Source organism: Streptococcus sp. M334 (genome assembly GCF_000187745.1).
GTDB lineage: Bacteria > Bacillota > Bacilli > Lactobacillales > Streptococcaceae > Streptococcus.
Genome location: NZ_GL732490.1, coordinates 121,270 through 140,766 on the forward strand (window position 1 = coordinate 121,270; position 19,497 = coordinate 140,766).

Here is a 19,497-nt window from a genome sequence, read left to right on the forward strand (position 1 = left end):
TATGAAATTAGCTGTTATCACAGATTCTTCTGCTTATCTCAGTGCAGAGACCTTACAAAGAGAAGATTTGTATGTTTTGGATATTCCTGTCAATATTGATGGTGAGGAGTATGTCGAAGGTATCAATCTGACTGCTGAGGAATTTTACCAAAAAATGGCTCAGGCTTCTGAATTGCCTAAGACCAGTCAACCAAGTATTGCCAAGTTAGATGAAATTTTAACTTCGCTCAAAGAACAAGGCTATACCCATGTCTTAGGGCTTTTCCTATCTTCTGGAATTTCAGGCTTTTACCAAAATATCCAGTATATGGTCGATGATTATGAGGGCTTAACCATTGCCTTCCCAGACACTTTGATTACAAGTGCTCCGCTGGGTATCATGGTTGAAAGTGTCTTTAACTGGCGAGACCAGGGCGATGATTTTGCTATTATTCAGGATAAGCTAGCTATTCAAATCAGCCGTACGTCAGCCTTTATCATGGTCGATGATTTGGACCATTTGGTGAAAGGTGGACGTCTTTCAAATGGGGCTGCTATTTTGGGCAATTTGCTTAGCATTAAGCCAATCCTTTATTTCAACGACCAAGGTGTGATTGAAGTTTACGAAAAAGTTCGTACTGAGAAGAAAGCAACCAAGCGTTTAATTGAAATTATAAAGGAAACAACGGCTTCAGGCCAATACCGTGTCATTGTCATTCACGGAAATGCTCCTGAAAAGGCTGAAGAATTGCGTCAGCACTTGCTTGATTCTGGCTTGGGTTCAGATATTTCACTTGCTACATTTGGTAGTGTCATTGGAACCCACCTAGGTGCAGGAAGTATTGCTCTGGGTTATATTCCAGTGATTTAGTTGGTGCTTCTAGGCTAGTTAAGATGCCTTGTATCTTAGAAATTGAACACGGACTACCTGCCTCTTGAAAAAAGATGCCTGCCTTGCCTTTTGTGGAAAGTCAGCGTCATTCCCTATTTTTCATGGGCAGATAAGGTCCTTTGTATCTTAAATAGGAGTAGAGATGAGTATTCGAGTAATTATTGCTGGTTTTAAGGGAAAGATGGGCCAGGCTGCTTGTCAGATGGTCTTGGCTGATCCAGAATTGGACTTGGTAGCAGTTTTGGATCCTTTTGAGTCTGAGTCAGAATGGCAGGGTATTCCTGTTTTCAAGGATAAGGTTGATTTAGCGGGCTTTGAAGCGGATGTCTGGGTAGACTTTACTACACCAACTGTTGCCTATGAAAATACACGCTTTGCTCTTGAAAATGGTTTTGCTCCAGTAGTTGGAACAACAGGTTTCACAAGTGAAGAAATTGCAGAGTTAAAAGAATTTTCTCGTGCCCAAGATTTGGGTGGCTTGATCGCTCCTAACTTTGCCTTGGGTGCTGTCTTGCTTATGCAATTTGCGAGGCAGGCTGTCAAATATTTCCCAAATGTGGAGATTATCGAGCTCCATCATGACAAGAAAAAGGATGCTCCGAGTGGAACAGCTATTAAAACAGCTGAGTTGATGGCAGAAGTTCGAGAGTCAATCCAGCAAGGTGCGCCTGATGAGGAAGAATTGATTGCAGGTGCCCGTGGTGCTGATTTTGATGGCATGCGCATCCACTCAGTTCGTTTGCCAGGCTTGGTAGCTCATCAGGAAGTCATCTTTGGCAATCGGGGAGAAGGATTGACCCTCCGTCATGACTCTTATGATCGCAGCTCCTTCATGACAGGGGTGAATTTGGGAATTAAAGAAGTTGTCAAGCGTCATGAGCTTGTCTATGGATTAGAACACTTATTATGAGATTAACACAAATGCCTTCTGAATTTCAGAAGGCTTTACCAGTATTAGAAAAAATCAAAGAAGCAGGTTTTGAGGCCTATTTTGTTGGGGGTTCTGTTCGAGATGCCCTCCTCAATCGCCCTATCCATGATGTGGATATTGCGACGTCTTCCTATCCAGAAGAGACCAAGCAAATTTTTCCGCGAACAGCCGATATCGGAATCGAGCATGGAACTGTCTTGGTTTTAGATGGGGATGAGGAGTATGAGGTGACTACTTTTCGGACAGAGGATGTCTATGTGGACTATCGCAGACCCAGTGCGGTTTCCTTTGTGCGCTCGCTAGAAGAAGACCTCAAACGCCGTGATTTCACAGTCAACGCCTTTGCCTTGGACGAGACGGGGGAAATCATAGACTTGTTCCATGGGCTAGAAGATTTGGAAAATCAAGTCTTGCGAGCAGTTGGAGTGGCTAGTGAGCGTTTCAACGAAGATGCTCTGCGGATTATGCGTGGTTTCCGTTTTCAGGCCAGTCTTGGCTTTGAGCTTGAGTCAGAAACCTTTAAAGCTATGAAGACCTTGACGCCACTTTTGGAGAAAATTTCTGTGGAGCGTACCTTCGTCGAGTTTGATAAACTCTTGCTGGCGCCATTTTGGAGAAGGGGCTTGGCTTCCATGATTGAGAGTCAAGCTTATGACTATCTCCCTGATATGGCCTCTAGCCAGGACAAGCTCAACAGACTGTTTGATTTGGAGACTAATTTCACCTTTGAATCTTCTGAACAAGCTTGGGCAGCTTTACTGTGGGCTTTGGAGATTGAAAATGCGCAGCCATTTTTGAAGGCTTGGAAGACTTCACGTCAGTTTGCCAAGCAAGTTCAGGATTTACTGACTACTTTGGCCTTGCGTGAAAAGGGAGAATTGAGCAAGCGCGATTGTTACCGTTTTGACTTGGATTTGCTTTTACAGGCTGAAAATCTTCGTCAGGCTCAAGGAAAACCAGTCAACCCACAAGCCATCACAGAAATCTACCAGAGTTTGACCATTCATGATAAGAAAGAAATCCAAATCAATGGTGGTATTTTGATAAAAGAATATGGTTATCAACCGGGACCAGACTTGGGAGAGATTTTAACAGAGATTGAATATGCCATTGTCGATGGAGAATTGGAAAATGACCGTCAAGCCATCCATACTTACCTGAGGGAGAAAAAATGAGTGATTTTATCGTTGAAAAACTAAGTAAATCCGTCGGTGACAAGACCGTTTTTAAGGATATTTCCTTTATCATCCATGACTTGGATAGAATTGGTTTAATTGGTGTTAATGGGACTGGTAAGACTACCCTTTTAGATGTCCTTTCTGGTGTTTCTGGATTTGATGGGGATGTTAGTCCCTTTTCAGTTAAGAATGATTACCAGATTGGTTACTTGACCCAAGATCCTGATTTTGATGATAGCAAGACAGTTTTGGATACGGTTCTATCTAGTGATCTCAAGGAAATCCAGCTTATTCGTGAGTATGAATTGATCATGATCAACTACAGTGAGGACAAGCAGGCGCGTTTGGAACGGGTCATGGCTGAAATGGATTCTCTCCAAGCTTGGGAAATTGAGAGTCAGGTCAAGACCGTTCTTAGCAAGCTGGGGATTCAGAACTTATCTACTCCAGTTGGAGAATTGTCAGGTGGTCTAAGAAGACGGGTCCAGTTGGCACAAGTCTTACTTGGCAACCACGACCTTTTGCTACTGGATGAGCCGACCAACCATTTGGATATTGCGACTATTGAGTGGCTGACCCTCTTTTTAAAAAATTCCAAGAAGACCGTCCTTTTTATCACCCACGATCGTTATTTCTTGGACGCTTTGTCAACACGGATTTTCGAGTTGGACCGAGCTGGCTTGACCGAGTATCAGGGGAATTATCAGGACTATGTTCGCCTAAAGGCGGAACAGGATGAGCGCGATGCAGCTCTTCTCCACAAAAAGGAACAACTCTATAAGCAAGAATTGGCATGGATGCGCAGACAACCGCAGGCGCGTGCGACCAAGCAGCAGGCTCGTATCAATCGTTTTCATGATTTGAAAAAGGATGTTTCAGTAGGTGCTGCTGAGACAGACTTGACCATGAACTTTGAAACCAGTCGGATTGGGAAGAAAGTCATCGAGTTTCAGGATGTTTCCTTTGCCTATGAAAACAAGCCTATTTTGCAAGATTTTAATCTCTTGGTGCAGGCCAAAGACCGTATCGGAATCGTTGGGGACAACGGTGTTGGAAAATCAACCCTGCTCAACTTGATTGCAGGAAGTCTTGAGCCGACAGCAGGTCAAGTTGTGATTGGGGAAACTGTTCGTATCGCCTATTTCTCTCAACAAATTGAGGGTTTGGATGAAAGCAAGCGTGTTATCAATTACTTGCAGGAAGTGGCAGAAGAGGTCAAGACCAGCGGTGGTTCTACGACTTCCATTGCAGAGTTGCTGGAGCAGTTCCTTTTCCCACGTTCGACGCATGGAACCTTGATTGCGAAATTGTCAGGTGGAGAGAAAAAACGTCTTTATCTCCTCAAATTGCTTTTGGAGAAACCAAATGTTCTTCTCTTGGACGAACCGACAAATGACCTAGATATTGCGACCTTGACAGTTTTGGAGAATTTCTTGCAAGGCTTTGCTGGTCCAGTCTTAACAGTTAGTCACGATCGCTATTTCTTGGATAAGGTAGCGACCAAGATTCTCGCTTTTGAAGATGGCAAGATTCGTCCTTTCTTTGGTCATTACACCGACTATCTTGATGAAAACGCCTTTGAAACAGAGATGGTCAATCAAGTGCAAAAGGCTGAAAAGGAAAAGGTGGTCAAGGTCAGAGAAGACAAGAAACGCATGACCTACCAAGAAAAGCAGGAGTGGGCAAGTATTGAAGGCGATATTGAAGCCTTGGAAAATCGTATCGCTGCTATTGAAGAGGAAATGCAGGCAAATGGCTCTGACTTTGGTAAGCTGGCTACTCTCCAAAAAGAACTAGATGAGAAAAACGAAGCACTCCTTGAAAAATACGAACGCTATGAATATCTCAGTGACTTTGATAGCTAGAAGAATAGAAAAATCCCGTCTCATGACAGGATTTCTCTATTCTTTTTTGGTTTCTTGATGAAAGACATTTTGCCAAGTTTCGTGGCGACGCCAGATACTGGTATGGACGATTCCGTCCATCTCATAGCAGATGAGTTTGGTCTTTTGACTGATGGAAGTGATTTGAATATCCTTGATAGCAGAATTCAAGTCTTTTTCAGCTTTATAGGCCTCTTTATCCATCTGCTCTCCATTTTGACGAATATAGACAAAATCATCAGCCAAGAGTTCTTCCAGTTGATTTCCTTGGTCAATCAATTGTTCACGCATGAGCAATTTTTTATAAACATTGTCTAAAATTTCATCCTCAGGAATAGGTGCTGGCTCGATATGGACATCGGTATCAAAGACGCCAAAACGTTCCTCCAGCATAGACTCGACCTGATCCGCAATCTCATGACTCTCAAAAACAGACAAGTCAGGATTCATTTCTAGCGTAATATCCAGGTAGATGTTGCTACCGTAGGTACGACCTCTTTGAGACTTAACCTTACTGATTTTGGGAATTTCCATGATGGCCTTTTGATAGTCCTCAAGCAGACGGTCATCAAAGCCATCTGAAAGACTAAAGGAAGACTCGATAAAGATATCATAGGCAGTTTTCAAGATAAAGAAAGTGATGATGATAGCGACCAGTTTATCCACAATGGGATAATTGAAACTGCTAGCTAGGATGGCAATAGTAGTGCCAAGTGAGGTAAGAGCATCAGAAAGATTGTCCTTTGCTGCGGCCTTCAGTGCCTTGGAGTTGGATTTCTTACTGAGGCGAGTATTGTAGAGATAAACTAGAAACATAATCGCTGCAGAAATGATTCCCAGAGTTGCACCCAGAGGATCAATAACAGTTTCTTCTCTGCTGAGAATTTTTTGAATGGTATCTCGAAGTACATCGAAACCGACATAGAACATGATGATGGAAGTAATCAAGCTAGCCAAATCTTCAATCTTCCAGTGACCGAAACGGTGATCACGGTCTGCAGGCTGGCGTGCCATTCGAATGCCAATCAAGAGGGCCACATTTCCAATGATGTCCGAGACGTTGTTAAAACCATCAGCCACCAAACTGGATGAATGAAGAAGATGCCCAGTTGCCAATTTGGCTGCAGATAGGAGCAGGTAGGTCGAAATACTGATAATAGCCCCACGTTCAGCCAACTTGAGATTTGAAATAGATTGCTTCATTCAACTTCCTTTCTAGTCACATAGCATTCTACCATTATACTGGTTTTCAAGGGAAAATTCAAATAACTAAGAAGTGATTAGAAATTGAAATTATAAATACTTTTGTTTTAATTAGAAAAATATGATAGACTTAATAACGGAAGAATATATTGAAAAAAAGAGGTAATAGTATGAAGAAAGAGAAAATGATTGCCTTCAGTTTCTCATTATTTCTAGGAATCATAACTTGGTTTACATTGGCGACAAGTGTTCGTAAGGGTTTACCCTTATTAGATGCAAGTATATTTGAATATTTTGGCTATGCAATGAGTCATGGGCAGAGAATGTATTTAGAGTTATTTGATCATAAGGGACCAGTGATTTTCTTGATCAACTATTTAGGATATAGTATTGGAGCGTCTTTAGGAATTAAGATATTATATATTGCTAGTCTGATGATTTTCTTCTACATTGGATATTATATTTCGAGACTTTTTACAGGTATAAGAAATTCATTTGTTGTTCTTGTGATTACTTTTATAATTTTTGAATCTTTTTTTGAAGGCGGATGGGGTTTAGAAGGTTATATATTGCCTTGTTTAACTTATTCACTTTATATCTTTTTAAAATATTTTTTAGAAGATAAAATTAATAAATATGAAATAATATTAAGTGGTTTTTCTTTTGCTGTAGTCTTGTTTACTAAGGCAAATATGATAGGAATTTGGTTAATTTTTTCGTTACTAGTTACAATAAAACTTATTTATCAAAAACAATTCTCCATATTCTTAAAGTATATTGCTCTCTTTATAACTGGAAGTGCTTTATTTATTGTCCCATTGTGTTGTTTTTTATGGTTTCAAGGATCACTAAAAGAAATGTTCTATCAGTCAGTAGTTATGAATTTTATTTATTCCAAAGAAAGTGGCTATTTGACTGTTATGGAAATGATAAAATGGTACATGAATCAAGTTAATGTTTTACAATTAAACCTCATGATAGTTATTGCTATGATTGCAGTTTGGAAACAATATGGTATAAAAATATTGTTTTACAATGGTGCTTTTATTTTCTGTTTGATGTTAGCTTTAATTTCTAAAAGAGCTTATTTGCATTACCTGATTGTCCTTATCCCTTTGTTTATTCCTTATATTAGTGTAGCTATAAATAAATTCATGAATAAAAGTTCTCTACTATACTTTTTAATATTTACAATAGGCTTAGTGTTTATTTATTGGGGACCTATCCATGGAATAAAGGATCGAGTGACAAATCGTTCAATTGATTATTCTGTAAATGAAAAAGAAGTTGCCGACTATATACATCAACATACAAATGAGCAAGATAGAATATATAGTCACAGGCTCAATGGGATTATTTATCTTTATAGTGAGAGGTTATCTAGTACAAAATTCTTCTTTGTTCCGTCTTTAAAAGATGAGACTCCAATTATTGATTCTTTCAAAGAATCATTTGAAGTGAATCTTCCTAAGTACATTGTTTTTGATTCTAAGTGGGATTATGGTAGATTGACGGACTCCTTTATAAAAGAACTTATTCAAAAAAACTATCATGAGGAAAAACAAATCGATACAATGAAAATATATCAGATAAACTAGGAGAAAAAATGAAATTTTTTAACTCAAACAGATTAATTAATAGTTTAAAAATTTTTAGTAAAGATAAAAAGTGTTTTGCAGAAGCTGAAATTATAAAATAACGATTGCTTAAGTATTCATATGATTTCCCAGAGAACTTTGAAAATCATATGAATGATGTATTTTAGACTGGGAGAATTTTATGAAAATAACTAATCAATTATATAGAAATATTTTTTCAAAGAGTATTCGGTATTTATTTATAACAACCCATTTACTCATTTTCTTACTTTGTATTTTTTATTCAATTATTTTTGATTTTTCATTATTACTTTTATACCGATTGGGATGTTCAGGAGCTATTAAAGAACGCTATTGCCCTCTCTGATAAGAATTTTTCAGAATTAAATAATTTTTATTTTTCTCGATACCCCAATAATATCTTCCTAACGGTGTTTTTTTCAAAAATATTTACTTTGTTTAATGGTCTCTTAGGACAAGATTTTGCATACGTATTTTTACTCGTGATTCAGTCGATATTAAATATACTTTCAGGAGTTTTGATATTAAAGGTGACGCTCTGATTGACGAAAAGCGAAAAATATGCTTTTTTCTCATACTGGCTCTATCTTTTAATTCTCTGGATATCACCTTGGGTTGTAATTCCATATTCTGATTCAATGGGACTTATTTTTCCTATTCTAATGTATTATATATATACTCATCCTAAAATGCATTACATTCTAAAATCAGTTTTACTGAGTGCTATTGGAATTATAGGTTATTCAGTGAAACCTCAAATTGCTATAATGATTATTGCAATTATTATGGTCAGTCTCTTGACTCAAAAAATAGAAATGAAGCCTCTTATCGCTACGATAATCGCAATATTTGTTGTGAGTTTTCCTATGTTCTTTGCCATAAATCGCATAAATTCAACTGCAGGATTCGACCTTGATTATGAGTGGGAAATGACGTACCACCATTTTATAAAGATGGGTTTAAATTCGGAGACAGATGGTGGATATTTGGCAAATGACGTTGGTAGTTCAATATTGATTGAAAATAAAGAAGAGCGAATTATTTATAATAAACAGATAATTGCACAAAGAATTAAGGACTACGGAGTTACAGGTTTGATTAACCACCAAGCTAAAAAGACTCTTAATAATTATAATGATGGAACTTTTGGTTGGGGGTTAGAAGGTAGTTTTTTTGAAAAAATCTTTCCAAATGATTCTTATGTAGCAAAGATAACTAGAAGTTTTTATTATTCTTCAGGTAAACTACATCTAATTTTTCAAGGAATCGTACAAAGTATATGGTTGAGTATTTTATTTTTAGTTTTAGGGAATGTACTGATAGGCAGAGAAAAAATGACAAGAGAATTTCTAGTATTAATGACTTCGTTAATAGGAATTTTTCTGTTTGAATCTATCTTTGAATCCAGATCAAGATATTTATATACTTTTGTTCCGATATATATTGTTGCAACTACAGTGGGATTTCAACAAATGACCCAGAATTTTAAAAAAAGAGCTCTTAAATTAAAAACAGGAGTGAAAAATGAACAGAAATAATCCAATTTTATATATAGTTATTCCATGTTATAACGAAGAGCAAGTCCTACCATATACTAATCCAATGTTTGTTGAAAAAATTGAACGATTAGTAAAGAAAGAAGAAATACATCCCCACAGTAAAATCATGTATGTAAATGATGGCAGTAAGGATCGGACTTGGGAATTGATAGAAAGTTATGCTAATTCCATTCCTTCTGTGGTTGGTGTATCACAAAGTCGTAATAGGGGGCATCAGAGTAGTGTCCTTGCAGGGATGTATGAAGCTATTCAGTTTGCTGATATTGTCATTACCATTGATGCCGATGGACAGGATGATATTAACTGCATGGATAAGATGATTTCTGAGTATAAAAGTGGTTCTGAAATTGTATATGGTGTCCGTGATAACCGTGATACGGACTCTGCTTTTAAACGAATTACAGCCGAAGGTTTTTATAAAGTGCTACGCTTATTTGGAGCAGAAGTTGTTTTTAATCATGCTGACTATAGATTGGTATCAAAAAGATTTTTGCAGGAGTTAGAGAAGTTCCAAGAAGTTAATCTTTTTCTTCGTGGTTTAATGCCTTTAGTTGGTTTTAAATATTCTTACGTTTCATATAAGCGCCATGAACGAATTGCTGGTGAGAGCCATTATCCACTATCTAAAATGCTTGGTTTAGCTATGGATGGTATTACCAGTTTATCAATCAAACCGATTCGTTTGATTACAAGCCTGGGTGTTTTGACATCACTCTTTAGTTTTCTATTGATTATTTGGGTTTTATGGAGTAAGTTTGTTGGTACGGTTGTGGCTGGATGGGCAAGCACCTATGCAATAGTTAGTTTACTTGGTGGAGTACAATTGATTAGTTTGGGAGTAATTGGTGAGTATATTGGAAAGATTTACCTAGAAACGAAACGTCGTCCTAGATATATTATCAGTGAACGTACTTTTGATAAGGATAGAATTTTATAGAATCTTTACTCTTTGAAAACTTTTCAAAATTTGGTATAATAGTACTACTCAAGGGAGTAGCTGGCAGAAACCTGTGATAGTGTCGTCATTCCGAATTTTATACTGAAAAGTATGTTTTCCGGCCCTATCTTAAACAGCGAGACTTGTTATGATTAACAGGTCTCTTTTTGTTTGTCGTGAAAAGATACGATGGGAAAAAGAGAGCCTGTTTTGCACACAATGTCAAGGAGGAGACACATGTCAAAAGAACAAAAACGCCAAGCGTTTTATACTCAAAGTCCTGAAGAGGTCTTGAAGGCTGTGGATGCGACCGAGCAAGGTTTGTCATCAAGTGAGGCGGAAAAACGCCTTGCTGAATTTGGCCACAATGAACTCGAAGAAGGAGAGAAACGATCAATACTGGTCAAATTCATCGAGCAATTTAAGGATTTGATGATTATCATCCTAGTTGCGGCAGCAATCTTATCAGTCGTGACTTCTGGAGGGGAAGATATCGCTGATGCCATTATCATCCTAGCTGTGGTTATCATCAACGCTGCCTTTGGTGTTTACCAAGAAGGGAAAGCAGAAGAAGCGATCGAAGCCCTCAAATCCATGTCTAGTCCAGCTGCCCGCGTTCTTCGTGATGGGCATATGGCGGAGATTGACTCTAAAGAATTGGTACCTGGAGATATCGTTGCCCTTGAAGCAGGTGATGTGGTACCAGCAGACTTACGTTTGCTAGAAGCCAATTCTCTTAAGATCGAAGAAGCAGCTCTTACAGGTGAGTCTGTGCCAGTCGAAAAAGACTTGACAGTTGAACTTGCTGCAGATGCTGGTATTGGTGACCGTGTCAACATGGCCTTCCAAAACTCTAACGTGACCTATGGTCGTGGGATGGGTGTTGTAGTCAATACAGGGATGTACACGGAAGTTGGTCACATCGCGGGCATGCTTCAAGATGCGGATGAGACAGACACGCCACTCAAACAAAACTTGAACAACCTTTCTAAGGTCTTGACCTATGCAATCTTGGTCATTGCCCTTGTTACTTTTGTTGTTGGTGTCTTCATTCAAGGGAAAAATCCACTTGGTGAGTTGATGACCTCTGTTGCGCTTGCCGTTGCAGCTATCCCAGAAGGGCTACCAGCTATCGTAACTATTGTTCTTGCCCTTGGTACGCAAGTCTTAGCTAAACGAAACTCTATCGTTCGTAAGTTGCCAGCAGTTGAAACACTTGGTTCAACTGAAATCATTGCTTCTGATAAGACTGGTACGCTGACTATGAATAAGATGACAGTCGAAAAAGTCTTCTACGATGCAGTTCTACATGACTCTGCTGATGACATTGAACTAGGTCTTGAAATGCCCCTTCTTCGTTCAGTTGTCTTAGCAAACGATACTAAAATTGATGTGGAAGGCAACCTGATTGGTGATCCAACAGAAACAGCCTTCATCCAGTATGCCTTGGATAAGGGCTACGATGTTAAAGGATTTTTAGACAAATATCCTCGTATAGCTGAGTTACCATTTGACTCTGACCGTAAGCTCATGTCAACGGTTCACCCATTGCCAGACGGTAAATTCCTTGTGGCAGTCAAAGGTGCGCCAGACCAACTTTTGAAACGTTGTGTTCTTCGTGATAAGGCTGGGGATATTGCTCCGATTGATGAGAAGGTTACAAACCTCATTCATACAAACAACTCTGAAATGGCTCATCAAGCCTTGCGTGTCCTTGCAGGTGCTTATAAGATTATTGACAACATTCCAGAAAACCTCACTTCTGAAGAGCTTGAAAATGATTTAATCTTCACTGGTTTGATCGGGATGATTGACCCTGAACGTCCTGAGGCGGCTGAGGCTGTTCGTGTGGCTAAGGAAGCTGGAATCCGTCCAATCATGATTACGGGTGACCATCAAGACACAGCAGAAGCTATTGCTAAACGTTTGGGAATTATCGATGCAAATGATACCGAAGGCCATGTTTTAACTGGTGCTGAGCTCAACGAACTGTCAGATGAAGACTTTGAAAAAGTAGTTGGTCAATACTCTGTTTACGCCCGCGTGTCTCCAGAACACAAGGTTCGTATCGTTAAGGCTTGGCAAAAACAAGGTAAGGTCGTTGCCATGACAGGTGACGGTGTTAATGATGCGCCAGCTTTGAAAACAGCCGATATCGGTATCGGTATGGGAATTACTGGTACAGAGGTTTCTAAGGGGGCTTCTGACATGATTCTTGCAGATGATAACTTTGCGACTATTATCGTTGCAGTTGAAGAGGGACGTAAGGTCTTCTCAAACATTCAAAAGACTATTCAGTACTTACTTTCTGCTAATACTGCTGAAGTATTAACAATCTTCCTATCGACCTTGTTTGGTTGGGATGTTTTGCAGCCAGTTCATCTCTTGTGGATTAACTTGGTAACGGATACCTTCCCAGCTATCGCTCTAGGTGTTGAACCTGCGGAGCCAGGTGTTATGACCCATAAACCACGTGGACGTAAGGCAAGCTTCTTCTCAGGTGGTGTTTTCAGCTCCATCATCTATCAAGGTGTACTCCAAGCAGCCCTTGTTATGAGTGTTTATGGCCTTGCCCTTGCTTACCCAGTTCATGTGGGTGACAATCATGCCATTCATGCAGATGCCTTAACTATGGCTTTTGCAACCCTTGGTTTGATTCAGCTCTTCCATGCCTACAATGTCAAGTCGGTTTACCAGTCCATCTTGACAGTTGGCCCATTCAAGTCTAAGACCTTCAACTGGTCCATCTTGGTATCCTTCATTCTTCTCATGGCAACAATCGTCGTAGAACCGCTTGAAGGAATCTTCCACGTAACTAAACTAGACTTGTCACAATGGGGAATCGTCATGACTGGAAGCTTCTCAATGATTATTATTGTCGAAATTGTTAAGTTTGCTCAACGAAAACTCGGCTTTGACAAGAATGCGATTTAAAAAGAAAGTCATCTTCGGATGGCTTTTTGCTACAGTTGAAGGAAAGGGCTTGCAGTTGACAGCTTTTGTGCTATAATTGCTATAATATAGTAAATATCTAGAGGAGTGTGAGGAAGTGGAAAAGAAAATTGTAAAGGATATTTTGTTTTTATCTCAGGTGTCTCAGTCAGCAAGTCAGGAAGACCTGTATCTTGCCAGAGATTTACAGGATACACTATTAGCAAATCGTGAGACTTGTGTTGGGCTGGCTGCCAATATGATTGGGGTACAGAAGTGCGTTATTATCTTTAATCTTGGCTTGGTTCCTGTGGTCATGTTCAACCCAGTGCTCCTGTCCTATGAAGGACTTTATGAGACAGAAGAAGGCTGTTTGTCCTTGACAGGTGTGAGACCTACTAAGCGTTATGAAACCATAAGGGTTGCCTATCGTGACAGCAAGTGGCAGGAACAGACCATGATCTTGACAGGCTTCCCAGCACAGATTTGCCAGCATGAACTGGATCACTTGGAAGGACGAATCATTTAGGAGGAAAACAAATGAAACGGATAGTCTTTGAATTTATTTTTATCGCAACGACCTGGTATATCTTTTTACCACCCCTTAATCTAACCAGCTGGGAATTTCTCTTCTTCCTCTGTGGGCATTTATTGCTTGTGGCAATCTTATTTGGCTTTGGCAAGGGAATAAATCTGGTCAAAACAGTTCATGTGCGCCACGGAAAGGCGGAAGCTGCCTTAAATCTAGAGGGTTTCAAAATCAATCGGTTGGGGAAAATTCTTTTAGCTTCCATTGGAGGAATTCTTCTCTTAGCAGCCTTGGTTTCCTTGGTGACTTCCAGCATTTTTCAGGCTAAAAATTATGCCAATGTAGTCACGGTGACGGAAAAAGACTTTACTGAATTTCCTAAGAGTGACACCAGTAAGGTTCCTATTTTAGATAGAAGCACTGCTGAAAAAATTGGTGACCGCTACTTGGGTTCCCTGACGGATAAGGTGTCGCAGTATGTAGCGGCAGACACCTATACTCAATTGACGATTGATGGGAAACCTTATCGGGTTACGCCACTAGAATACGCTGACCCTATCAAATGGTTTAATAATCAGGCCAAGGGAATCGGCGAGTATATCAAGGTGGACATGGTAACTGGAAATGCCAACTTGGTGGACTTGAAGACTCCAATCAAGTATTCTGATTCAGAGTATTTTAACCGCGATGTCAAACGTCACCTGCGTTTTAAGTATCCTACCAAGATCTTCAAGACTCCATCTTTCGAGGTGGACGATGAGGGCAATCCTTTCTATGTAGCAACGGTTTACCAAAAGCAATTTGGACTTGCGGTTCCTCGTCCTGTTTCAGTCATTATCTTGGATGCCACAAATGGAGAAACCAAGGAATACAGCTTGGCAGATGTTCCAGAATGGGTGGACAGGGTCTATCCAGCTGAGGAAACTATTGAGCAAATCAACTACAACGGCAAGTACAAGGACGGTTTCTGGAATGCCATGATTTCCAAGAAAAACGTGACCCAGACTACCAAGGGCTATAATTATTTATCTATCGGTAATGACATCTACCTCTACACAGGTGTAACTTCTGCTAATGCGGATGAAAGTAATCTTGGTTTTATTCTTGAAAATATGCGAACAGGAGAAATCACTAAGTATAGCTTGGCTTCTGCGACAGAAGAATCAGCCCGTGAATCAGCCGAAGGTGCTGTTCAGGAGAAATCCTACAAGGCAACCTTCCCAATCCTCATCAACCTCAATGACAAACCTCTGTATATCATGGGCTTGAAGGACAATGCGGGCTTGGTCAAAGAGTACGCCCTGGTAGACGCAGTTGAGTACCAAAATGTTATCGTAGCCACGACAGTGGAAGAACTGCTCAGCAAGTACGCCAATAAAAACGACCTTGAAATTGACAATGAAACCACTGAAAGTATCAAGGGTGTAGTAGCAGACCTCAAATCAGCTGTTATCAAGGGCGATACCGTCTACTTCTTTAAAGTTGATGGCAAGATTTATAAGGTCAAGGCTTCTGTATCAGATGATCTCCCTTACCTTGAAAATGGTAAAACCTTCGAAGGTCAAGTAGGGAAAGACAACTATCTCAAGACCTTTAAAGTGCAGTAAGGGAAGAGGCTGGACAAAAACTCAATTTCAGGAAAAAATGAAGTAAATCTTTCCATCATAAAACGCATAGTATCAGGGTTCAACACCTAATATTATGCGTTTTTCTGATTTTTAAGCCTTTTCCCAGTCTCTTTTCAGATGAATTTCTTGGTAGTGGCAAAAAAATATGCTACACTATTAATATGAAAATTTTAATCCCAACAGCAAAAGAAATGAACACAGACTTGCCGAGTATCGAAACTGCCCCTTTAAAAGCAGAAAGTCAGGCTGTGCTTGATGCCTTGACCCTCTATTCTGCTAGTCAATTAGAGAGTTTTTACAAGGTATCAGTTGAGAAGGCAATGGAAGAATTTCAAAATATCCAAGCTTTAAAAAAACAAACTGCTCAACACTATCCAGCCTTGAAACTTTTTGATGGACTTATGTACCGTCATATCAAGCGAGACAAACTGGACGAGGCAGAACAAGCTTATCTTGAAAATCATGTCTTCATTACCTCGGCTTTGTACGGAGTCGTTCCAGCCTTGTCACCTATGGCCCCTCACCGTTTGGACTTTTTGATGAAGTTAAAAGTCGCTGGTAAGACTTTGAAGAGCCATTGGAAGGCAGCCTATGATGAAGTTCTGAAGAAGGAAGAAGTGATTTTCTCTCTCTTGTCGTCCGAGTTTGAGACCGTATTTTACAAAGATATACTCTATAGTGTTTAAATCCTTATTAAATCAACGTTTCTAAAGGGGATATAGCTGTAAAATATTATATATATACCGTATTGTTAAACCAAGACGGTACCAAAAATTAAGGTTTCGGAGCTTATAAAATAATGAAAGTTGTCTCAAGTATTTGGGCTTTTTTTATTGACTTTTTTTGTAATGAATGAGATAATAAGAACACGAAGAAGTATCTCATAGATACACCAAACCCCCGAGGACGGCCAGGTCTCTCGAGGGTTTTTTTGTGGTGTTTTGGGCTAGCCTTAGCGTTTGTCCTCGTCATCTAGCCACTTGATGAGATAGTGAGCCAGTATCTCAACCGTGATTCCGAGTAAGAGCTCGAAGAAGTAACTCATAGAACAACACCTCCTTTCGCATTAATTTGCGGAAGGTAGCTTCAGCAATTTGTATTATATCACAATAAAAGACTCTAAACTAGAGCCTTTTATAATTTATCTTAAAAATCGTCGTAGTGCTTTAGTTGACTGCCGTACAGAGCGGTCAAGAAAGCGTAATGCAGAAAATGCAAGCATCCAACCAAAAAGTGTTTTTCTCATAGTGTTACCTCCTCACTAAATAGTATACCACAGCTTATTTTTTAGCTGCGATTTCCTAGACGGTCTTCTTTTTGAAAAATTCGATTTTTTCAATCGGAGTCATATTGCGATATGTTTTGATAAAATCACGATAAATCAGATACTTTTTATCAGGGTCAAGTAAGTCATTAAAGAGTTTAATAACTCCAGTTTTAAAGCTATCAATATCCTCAATAACAAGAAGAATATAAGGTGATTTTTGTATTAGATGGATGTTATAGTTATCCTTGAGACGAATTTCTAAAACATTGATAGCCAGGGCATTTGACCAAAACGATTCTCCCTGTTCATCTGAGGTAAAATAAGGCGCAATAATGCTGAGTGGGTAGGCTGATGTTAAATAGTTACCAGTGATTTCTTTAAAAACTGACTGTAGGAACCCCAGTAATGTTTTTCCAGAAAATGTATCAGGTTGTTTAATTTTGTGTACTAAAGGTTTGTTAATATTGTTCATCTTTTTCTCCTTGTTCATTTATTCCATGGTTCTCTTGACAACAAGTAACCTAGTCTTTTTTAGCCTTTGGCAATCGGTCGTCAGCTTTTCAGCCTGACGACTCGACTGACTTTAGTCTAAAGTCGACTAGCTTGTTATCAAGAGACTTTCACGGCATAAAGTGCTTAAAATATATTTTTTCAATCATATTTTTAACACTTCGAGCTACTGACATAATGGTTATTCTTGGTGGTCGTATTTGATTTATGACATGTAACATTTTGCTAAATTCTTTAGGATGCATGTAATTCCTTGCTGTTTTGCGCCAAAGCGCAAGTTTTTTATTTACAGCATTTAATTGTTCACCTAATCGTTTTATACTTTCATTGAGTTTTTTATTTGCGTGTTTTAGTTTATCGACTTCTGATTTTAACGTACGATTTTCAGATAATATGTGATCACTCTTCATCAGTTCTTTAGCTAAGTTATTCTGTTTAGAAAGTGATTGCTGTAATTGCTGTTCAAGGTTGCTGTTTTCATGCTTTAGCCTATTATTATCCAGGGCATGTTGGGAGACAGTATGAAAGAGTCTGTCATAGGTTGCTTTATCCATTTTTAGTTTTCCGTCAAATGTACGTCTGACTAATTTGTCTTTTTTCATTTCTTCAATCTGTAGAGGTTGAAGAGACTCCAAGACAGCTATATCATCTAGTAAAGCATCTTTCTCTTTTTCGTGTTGCTTGATTTTTTCTGTAGTTTGCTTTTCCTGTTTTTCTAGTTGCTTTAGTTTTTGGGTTTTATCAACTATCTTTTTATCAGTATCATCTAGTAAGCGTTGCTTTTCTTTAAATTCTGCTGTTTCGAGGTGTTTCTTCTTGCTATCAGACTCCCCACGTTGCAAATTATATCCATGTTCGTTCAGGTATTTAGGAAATGCCTCCTGGATCTCTTTCAGTTGGTCACGACTGCCAAATAATGACTTAGAGCTTAACTTGCCATTTTGCATAGGTATAAGTCCTAGGTGCATATGTGGCGTACTCTCGTCAAGATGTACCATAGCATAAGCGATATTACTATTACCGTATCTTTCAGCAAAGAACTTTTTTGCTGTTTCAAAAAAATTCTTAATTTGATCCGGACTCATATTTTCAAAAAATGCATTATCTGATGTAATAATCCATTCATTACACAAAACGGCATCTTTACGTAGAGCACGTTTGGATATCTTATTATCGTTGATGTATTGTTTAATCTGCCTATCGTATGGGATAGAGCGGTCACGGTCGGTTAATTCATAGTTTAGGTGAGTCTTTTCTGGGTCAATATCCTTGTTCGAGTGATTTTCAAAAATTCGTTCATTGTGACGATAGGCACCACCAAGATTTCCAGATTTCATTTTTTGCATCCTAGCTACTGCATAACTCATAGTTTGTTCTCCTTTCTCGGCTCAAAGGGTCGCCGAGCTGGTGGCGGAAGATTGCCACCAGGACTAAGTAACCCATAGGGTAGATTTTTTCCTGAAGAATCGGCACGACTTCCATGTAAAGTGTAACGCACTACACTTTACTCCGTAAATGTGCGTTCTCCGAAGGGTCTTGCAGACGGCACATCGCTCCGAATACAGGAGCGACATCGAACCACCTCTCGAGCCACAAGAGGAGTTTCGACTATACTCGCCGAAGCGAGTAGGGCACCCTGTCGGTGCCCCTGGGTCGGACGCTTCGCATTGTCCGACAAATGCCGTCAGAAGACGGCAAAGGCTAAAGCTACAAGAAAAGCTATAGATACAGTAGTGAGTGCAATCATTAAGTAAAATCGATGTTGTTCCAATCGTTCAGCATAATCTGCCCAAGCTTTTAAATTTTGTTGCTCACTCTTCCTATAGCCTTTCAATAGTTGCAAATCTTGTTCTAGTTGTTTGCCTTGTTCTTTAGCCTCCTCTAATTCTTTCTCAAGTTTAATCACATCATTTTCAAAATGATAATCTTCAAGTATTCTAATGCCTATTAAATCAAGGTTTTCAACCTTTTGGTTGTCTAGGTATAAATGACCTTTCAACCTCTCTTTATATTTTGGAGATCGTATCCGTTTATAGATGGATTGACTACTAACTCCCAGGCTATCAGCGTAGTCTTTTATTCTCATTTTAGGCCTCGTAACTCCTTGTTAATACTGGATTTTCAACCAAATGGTTGAAAGCTATTTTTTGTTTCTCTTCCCCCATAATAAGCAAGCTGTTTTTCTAATATTGGTCGTTCATGTTTTAATAAATCTTTCATCAATTTCAGATAGTCAATATCAGATGTTTTATAGGTTTCTAAAATCTTTTTATATTTAGTTCTTGTATTTCTATGTAATTTTTGCCAAACATTTTTATTGCGTGTATATGCGACTAGATATATCTGAGTTTCAACTGGCAAGTCATCAAATACAAAAGGTTTAAAGATAACAGAGTCAATGACCTCGAATATTTCTTCAACCGAGCGACTCCGAAGCTGAAATTCTAAGCG

14 protein-coding genes and 2 pseudogenes are annotated in these 19,497 nt (G+C 39.1%); 11 read left to right on the top strand and 5 right to left on the bottom strand.

The features are described 5' to 3' along the window. Position 1: 1 nt before the first annotated feature. From HMPREF0851_RS12900 to HMPREF0851_RS12915, 4 genes are all read left to right on the top strand, one after another. The gene (locus HMPREF0851_RS12900; RefSeq protein WP_000762181.1) at positions 2-850 is read left to right on the top strand and encodes a DegV family protein; all 849 of its coding nucleotides are present in this window, start codon (positions 2-4) and stop codon (positions 848-850) included. A 163-nt stretch (positions 851-1,013) separates the two neighbouring features. Beyond that, complete coding sequence (gene dapB / locus HMPREF0851_RS12905) at positions 1,014-1,781, top strand: 4-hydroxy-tetrahydrodipicolinate reductase (protein WP_000027886.1); 768 nt, start codon at positions 1,014-1,016, stop codon at positions 1,779-1,781. Next, on the top strand, positions 1,778-2,977 hold the full coding sequence (locus tag HMPREF0851_RS12910) for a CCA tRNA nucleotidyltransferase (RefSeq protein WP_009014400.1): 1,200 nt from the start codon (positions 1,778-1,780) through the stop codon (positions 2,975-2,977). The genes dapB and HMPREF0851_RS12910 overlap by 4 nt, the downstream gene beginning before the upstream one ends. Beyond that, positions 2,974-4,845, top strand: a complete 1,872-nt coding sequence (locus HMPREF0851_RS12915) for an ABC-F family ATP-binding cassette domain-containing protein (RefSeq protein ID WP_001279119.1) — start codon at positions 2,974-2,976, stop codon at positions 4,843-4,845. Before HMPREF0851_RS12910 ends, HMPREF0851_RS12915 begins: the two co-directional genes overlap by 4 nt. A gap of 36 nt (positions 4,846-4,881) precedes the next feature. On the opposite strand, the gene mntE is transcribed toward HMPREF0851_RS12915, so the two are convergent. Then, positions 4,882-6,066 (bottom strand): CDF family manganese efflux transporter MntE, encoded by a 1,185-nt coding sequence (gene mntE, locus HMPREF0851_RS12920; RefSeq protein WP_000813941.1) that lies wholly within the window; start codon positions 6,064-6,066, stop codon positions 4,882-4,884. A gap of 170 nt (positions 6,067-6,236) precedes the next feature. On the opposite strand from mntE, the gene HMPREF0851_RS15360 reads away from it, so the two are divergent. The 7 genes and pseudogenes from HMPREF0851_RS15360 to yaaA all read left to right on the top strand — a co-directional run. Beyond that, complete coding sequence (locus tag HMPREF0851_RS15360) at positions 6,237-7,664, top strand: hypothetical protein (protein WP_000711790.1); 1,428 nt, start codon at positions 6,237-6,239, stop codon at positions 7,662-7,664. Between the two features lie 563 nt (positions 7,665-8,227). Further along, entirely contained in the window at positions 8,228-9,223 is a 996-nt protein-coding gene (locus HMPREF0851_RS12925) for a hypothetical protein (protein WP_000167327.1), read from the top strand. Further along, positions 9,210-10,181 carry a glycosyltransferase family 2 protein gene (locus tag HMPREF0851_RS12930; protein WP_001081414.1) on the top strand — a complete coding sequence of 324 codons (972 nt, stop codon included), beginning with the start codon at positions 9,210-9,212 and terminating at the stop codon, positions 10,179-10,181. The genes HMPREF0851_RS12925 and HMPREF0851_RS12930 overlap by 14 nt, the downstream gene beginning before the upstream one ends. A 237-nt stretch (positions 10,182-10,418) precedes the next feature. Then, positions 10,419-13,115 (top strand): cation-translocating P-type ATPase, encoded by a 2,697-nt coding sequence (locus HMPREF0851_RS12935; protein ID WP_000032418.1) that lies wholly within the window; start codon positions 10,419-10,421, stop codon positions 13,113-13,115. Positions 13,116-13,230: 115 nt separating this feature from the next. Next, on the top strand, positions 13,231-13,641 hold the full coding sequence (locus HMPREF0851_RS12940) for a peptide deformylase (protein ID WP_000412236.1): 411 nt from the start codon (positions 13,231-13,233) through the stop codon (positions 13,639-13,641). An 11-nt stretch (positions 13,642-13,652) separates the two neighbouring features. Next, complete coding sequence (locus HMPREF0851_RS12945; RefSeq protein ID WP_000822843.1) at positions 13,653-15,248, top strand: hypothetical protein; 1,596 nt, start codon at positions 13,653-13,655, stop codon at positions 15,246-15,248. 182 nt (positions 15,249-15,430) lie between these two features. Next, a pseudogene (yaaA, locus tag HMPREF0851_RS12950) lies at positions 15,431-15,940 on the top strand (peroxide stress protein YaaA); the annotation flags it as partial. A gap of 630 nt (positions 15,941-16,570) precedes the next feature. Here the strand turns inward: yaaA and HMPREF0851_RS12955 are convergent. The 4 genes and pseudogenes from HMPREF0851_RS12955 to HMPREF0851_RS12970 form a co-directional block, all read right to left on the bottom strand. Next, a complete protein-coding gene (locus HMPREF0851_RS12955) occupies positions 16,571-17,008 on the bottom strand; it encodes a hypothetical protein (protein WP_001059777.1) in 438 nt (145 codons plus the stop codon). Positions 17,009-17,156: 148 nt separating this feature from the next. After that, on the bottom strand, positions 17,157-18,413 hold the full coding sequence (mobV, locus tag HMPREF0851_RS12960; protein ID WP_000119404.1) for a MobV family relaxase: 1,257 nt from the start codon (positions 18,411-18,413) through the stop codon (positions 17,157-17,159). Positions 18,414-18,730: 317 nt separating this feature from the next. Continuing rightward, positions 18,731-19,132 carry a hypothetical protein gene (locus tag HMPREF0851_RS12965; RefSeq protein WP_001220478.1) on the bottom strand — a complete coding sequence of 134 codons (402 nt, stop codon included), beginning with the start codon at positions 19,130-19,132 and terminating at the stop codon, positions 18,731-18,733. Positions 19,133-19,167: 35 nt separating this feature from the next. Further along, positions 19,168-19,497 (bottom strand): annotated as a pseudogene (locus HMPREF0851_RS12970) (replication initiation protein); the annotation flags it as partial.

Coding starts and splice junctions, on each gene's coding strand:
- HMPREF0851_RS12900 (WP_000762181.1), top strand. CDS start 2: ATGAAATTAGCTGTTATCACAGATTCTTCTGCTTATCTCAGTGCAGAG.
- dapB (WP_000027886.1), top strand. CDS start 1,014: ATGAGTATTCGAGTAATTATTGCTGGTTTTAAGGGAAAGATGGGCCAG.
- HMPREF0851_RS12910 (WP_009014400.1), top strand. CDS start 1,778: ATGAGATTAACACAAATGCCTTCTGAATTTCAGAAGGCTTTACCAGTA.
- HMPREF0851_RS12915 (WP_001279119.1), top strand. CDS start 2,974: ATGAGTGATTTTATCGTTGAAAAACTAAGTAAATCCGTCGGTGACAAG.
- mntE (WP_000813941.1), bottom strand. CDS start 6,066: ATGAAGCAATCTATTTCAAATCTCAAGTTGGCTGAACGTGGGGCTATT.
- HMPREF0851_RS15360 (WP_000711790.1), top strand. CDS start 6,237: ATGAAGAAAGAGAAAATGATTGCCTTCAGTTTCTCATTATTTCTAGGA.
- HMPREF0851_RS12930 (WP_001081414.1), top strand. CDS start 9,210: ATGAACAGAAATAATCCAATTTTATATATAGTTATTCCATGTTATAAC.
- HMPREF0851_RS12935 (WP_000032418.1), top strand. CDS start 10,419: ATGTCAAAAGAACAAAAACGCCAAGCGTTTTATACTCAAAGTCCTGAA.
- HMPREF0851_RS12945 (WP_000822843.1), top strand. CDS start 13,653: ATGAAACGGATAGTCTTTGAATTTATTTTTATCGCAACGACCTGGTAT.
- HMPREF0851_RS12955 (WP_001059777.1), bottom strand. CDS start 17,008: ATGAACAATATTAACAAACCTTTAGTACACAAAATTAAACAACCTGAT.
- mobV (WP_000119404.1), bottom strand. CDS start 18,413: ATGAGTTATGCAGTAGCTAGGATGCAAAAAATGAAATCTGGAAATCTT.
- HMPREF0851_RS12965 (WP_001220478.1), bottom strand. CDS start 19,132: ATGAGAATAAAAGACTACGCTGATAGCCTGGGAGTTAGTAGTCAATCC.